Source organism: Coprococcus intestinihominis, assembly GCF_040096555.1.
GTDB lineage: Bacteria > Bacillota > Clostridia > Lachnospirales > Lachnospiraceae > Coprococcus_A > Coprococcus_A intestinihominis.
In genome coordinates, this window is record NZ_JBBMEK010000274.1 from 1 (window position 1) to 4,380 (window position 4,380).

The following is a 4,380-nucleotide window of genomic DNA, read 5'->3' on the forward strand; positions in this document are numbered from 1 at the left end:
CTTCCTATTTTGCTGTTTTCAGCATTTAACTCATCGACAACATCAAAGAAGTTAACTCGATTTTCTATTAAAATATACATCAGTATTTCAATCAAAAGTAAATAATCAAACTGTATATTATACCCAAATCCCTGAAATAAAACGGTTATAATAAAAATAGCATACCTATAATCAATTTTAAATCCTTTTATCATAATACGAATCAAAAACCAATAATAAATAATAAACCCTATAATACCTCGCGACACGAGAATGTTAATAAAGTCACTTTCAATTGCCCAAGTTCCTCCATCTGCATATCTTCCGTATAACGAAGTAATAGTATATCCTGAACATCCAACTCCATATCCAAATATTATCTGATATAAAGAGCTCTCCTTTATGATAGTAAAATAATCTGAATAGTATCCAAAATGTGCTAATGTACTTGCATCTTTTCCATTACCAAATATTTTTATTAAAAACTTCGGTCCTATACCAGTTACTATTAATATTGTAGCTGCTGCAATCAATATGGCTATAATCAGACGTACCTTTTCTTTTTCAATTTTAATTTTTCTCATGTGCATTGTTTTTAACAACAGCAATAACAAGCAGCACATAACTCCCAATAATGTTGTTCTATTTCCGCATACACATGATTCTATAACGATTAATATTCGAATCACTGGATTATCAAAAAAAAGAATACCCATGACAAATAACGGTGCTAATACTGCCGAATGCCAGCTTAAACCCGATGGATACCAAATCCAGCTTCGTATAAAAGAAGCATTTTCCACCAAATGCAGCAAATCAACAAAAATTAATTGATTGATGTCCACTCCAAATAATCTATACAAAAGTAACTGTATAAATATCCAAACAAGCTCAACTAGAACAACCATTTTAATTGCATTAACAATAATCTTAATTATAGTTTTATAAGATTTATCTTTCATCAATTTTATTATACAACAAATAGCAAAATACAATGGCAGGGCCATAATCGCCAGATTGATTGCTGTTCTTTTGTATGTTTCTGTCATAGAAGAAAATTGAGCGAATACTCCCGCTATAAATGGTTCTGCAAAAAGCATCACAATTAACGGTTCCTTTATTAATTCTATTTTTTTCTCCTTGTAAAAAAACATTGTAACAAATGTAACCTGCAGCCAAAGGAACACTTCTTTTCTGACAATTTGCAATACAAGTAATGGCGACACAAACACCATAAAAAATAACATCCTCTGCATTGCTTTATCGATTCTAGTGTCCTGTTCAACTCGATTCATCGTACATACTCCATTCTTTGCTTCACTAATATCTTATCACTCATCCCCAAAGCTCACCTCAACTATCAAATGTTGATTTTCTCTTTTTTCTATCGGTGGCAAAACCATATAGTCTCCATATGCTGCTCTTAAATATTCATGATACTTCTCAGGTATCAAAAATTTGCAATTTTCAAAGTCTCTTTCTACTAAATTGGAAAATATTTCCTTTTTGAAACACCATTCACTATAATTCTCCGGACCATTCTCAAAAACAAATTTGCACTCTTTGTTATTATTAATCGTACTAATCGCTTCATACTTTTTTATCAAATTTTCTTTTTTCATAAAAACTGATACCACTCTAAAGGGTAAATTTTTTATGTATTTAGACCATATTACGCCGTCTTCTGAATGCCAAGTTTGATAATTACATTTAGCTCTTACTAATCCACGCAATATCTTCAATTTAAATATTCTGGCTTGAAAATCATTATTCAAATTCGGTATGTTATCATATGGAAACACATCAACCCATATTCCCTGTTCCCCTTGATCTTTTCTCTTACTCTCTTTATAAAGGGTTCCCTTTTTTATTACTTTACCCATTGGATGTGGATAAGATTGATCCGATTTCCAATCTATAATTCTGTATTGTTCTCTCAAAGAAACCGGCGCAATTTCAAGGAATTTTTCATAATCTTGTCTAAACATTCCAATATCTAAATCATCATCCCACGGAATAAATCCTCCATGCCGTACAGCGCCTAATAGCGTTCCACCCGTAAGAAAATATTTTATACCATTTTCATCGCATACCCTACTAATTTCTTTTGCAATCTCCAATTGTACTAATTGCACTTTACGTAATGTTTCACTATCCATGTGGTTCACATCCCCATACTCTTCTATAATTTTTAAAATAATTTTCTTTTTATCTTATTAACACCCAAATACATAACCAAATCAAAATTTCTAACCATAATCAAAACTCTCTTGAGTCCTTTCTCTTTTCTTAACTTCAATGAAAACTCACGAGTTCTTTTCAATTCGTAAACATCTTTCTTAGGAACATAATCGACTTTCTTTAAACAATCAACTATTTCCAAACTGGAAATAGTCATTTTTTCTTCGGATTCCGATAAATTTTCTCCAGTGTATTTATGTATATATAACGCTTCTTTATTAATAGCAAATTTATACGATTTTTCTAAGAGTAAAATCCATAAAAACAAATCATCTGCACCATTTGTTTTCATAATATACCTTTGCCACTCAACAGGAATACACTGCCTTTTTATTAAACATTGCCCCGGAGATTTTATAATATTGTGTGATTTTAGATAAAATGTTAAATTATTTAGCATTAAAAAATCTGTAGTTGTTCTGTATAATAAATACGAAGTCCCATCTTTCTTCTCCATATACGCATTACATATAACCATTTCAGCATTATGCGCAATAAGCACTCTCACCTGGCTTAATAGTGCGTCATCCACAAGTACATCATCTTGATCTAAAAAGAGGACATAATCGCCACTGCACGCCTTTAAGCCTGTAACCCTTGCCTGTTGAATTCCAGAATTTATTTCATGATCAATAATTTTAAAACTGAAATCAATTTTAATTTTGGGGATTTCAACAATGTCGTATGGACTATCATTTACAATAATCAACTCTATATTCGCTTCTGGAAATTCTTTCTTCAAATGCATATAATTCTTTTGGATAACCAAAAAAAGTTGTTGTAAATACTTGTTGCCTCTGTAAAAAGGCGTAATAACCGAAATCATAAAGTTATTTTTCACACATCTGCCCCCATGCTTTTATATATAGCAATTAATTGTCGATAATTATCCTCTGGTGTATACTTTTGTTCGTAATCCAAACGTGCATTCTCTCCAATTTTTTTGCATTCGGCTTCATTATTCCATAATCTTCTAATCTGATTAACAAAATCCCTACTATCACCCAGTTTCACTTTATAGCCATTCCTAGCATTTTCGATTGCTTCTGATGAAAATCCAAGATTTGTTGCTATTAGTCCTTTACCAAGACTTTCTGCCTCAATCTCAACCATAGAACATCCTTCATACCAAATAGATGGAAATACAACGAACTCTCCACCTTTTACAATAGAAAGACATCGATCATGCTGGGTATATCCCAGAAAATAGACATTTGAGTGCTGATCCGACCAAGTTTTGAATTCTTCCTCAAGCGGTCCACCACCCATAACAACTAATGGAATATCCATAATTTGATTCCATATATCCATTAAAATTCTAATTCCCTTTTCCTCACCAATACGTCCATAAAAAACAACATATCTATCAGGAAGATTTTCTAATTTCATTGCTTTAAGATTTGCTTCAGCATCTGGAACAAAATTATATTTTTTCGTAATTTTATTCTCATCAAACCCTATATTCTTCAAAAGCTTTATTTGATTCTCATTTAAACATATGTAATGATCTATTTGGTCGTAAAAACTTCTTCGTTTCCTGTGATACCAAAAAATACATGCAACAATAAAACTTTGGATTTTTGAATTTTTGAAACAGCTATATTTACACATTCGTAAATATTTTCCGTCACCACATTTATTACAGAGTTCTGTCCCTCTCAGAGATGTTGCACAAGGACATATAAAACGTGTATCATGGAGAGTGGCTACAACTTTAGCTCCACTCCTTTTTGCTGCATACAATATCGATGGCGAAAGCAAAGGAAAAAAAGTATGAATATGTACAATGTCCGGTTTTTCTTTTTTTATTATATGCTGTACAGCCCTATAATTTTTAAAGCTCCAAAGCATTCCAAGTGTAGCCTTAATCTTTCCTAAAATACCTGCATGGTCAAACTCATCATTAGAAACTGTATATCTAACCACTTCAATTCCATGATTTTCCATCAATGCTGTCTCGCTTTTAAAAACCTGGTCATCTCCACTTGCAGAGCCTTTTCTATGAAAATTATGTATTGCTAAAACCTTCATCTATATTTTACCTTTCATATCGGTTTTACATTTACCATTTTACTGAATATCTAAATCATATTTTTTACAAACACTTCTTCATATTGTCCGCATATTTTATTCCATGTATACTCCGCAGCCACACGTGCT

The 4,380-nt window shown here is 31.8% G+C and carries 4 protein-coding genes; all 4 read right to left on the reverse strand.

The genetic code is table 11. The features are described from left to right. Window positions 1-1,274: hypothetical protein (locus WMO25_RS15455; protein WP_349086071.1), on the reverse strand; the 1,274-nt coding region annotated here is incomplete at its 3' end. 36 nt (window positions 1,275-1,310) lie between these two features. Beyond that, a complete protein-coding gene (locus WMO25_RS15460) occupies window positions 1,311-2,138 on the reverse strand; it encodes a LicD family protein (protein ID WP_349086072.1) in 828 nt (275 codons plus the stop codon). 32 nt (window positions 2,139-2,170) lie between these two features. Next, a complete protein-coding gene (locus WMO25_RS15465; RefSeq protein ID WP_256167410.1) occupies window positions 2,171-3,061 on the reverse strand; it encodes a glycosyltransferase in 891 nt (296 codons plus the stop codon). Further along, entirely contained in the window at window positions 3,058-4,251 is a 1,194-nt protein-coding gene (locus tag WMO25_RS15470) for a glycosyltransferase family 4 protein (RefSeq protein ID WP_256167409.1), read from the reverse strand. The genes WMO25_RS15465 and WMO25_RS15470 overlap by 4 nt, the downstream gene beginning before the upstream one ends. Window positions 4,252-4,380: the final 129 nt, after the last annotated feature.

Bases quoted from the DNA above. Each gene is read 5' to 3' on its own strand.
- WMO25_RS15460 (WP_349086072.1), bottom strand. From the start codon at position 2,138: ATGGATAGTGAAACATTACGTAAAGTGCAATTAGTACAATTGGAGATT.
- WMO25_RS15470 (WP_256167409.1), bottom strand. From the start codon at position 4,251: ATGAAGGTTTTAGCAATACATAATTTTCATAGAAAAGGCTCTGCAAGT.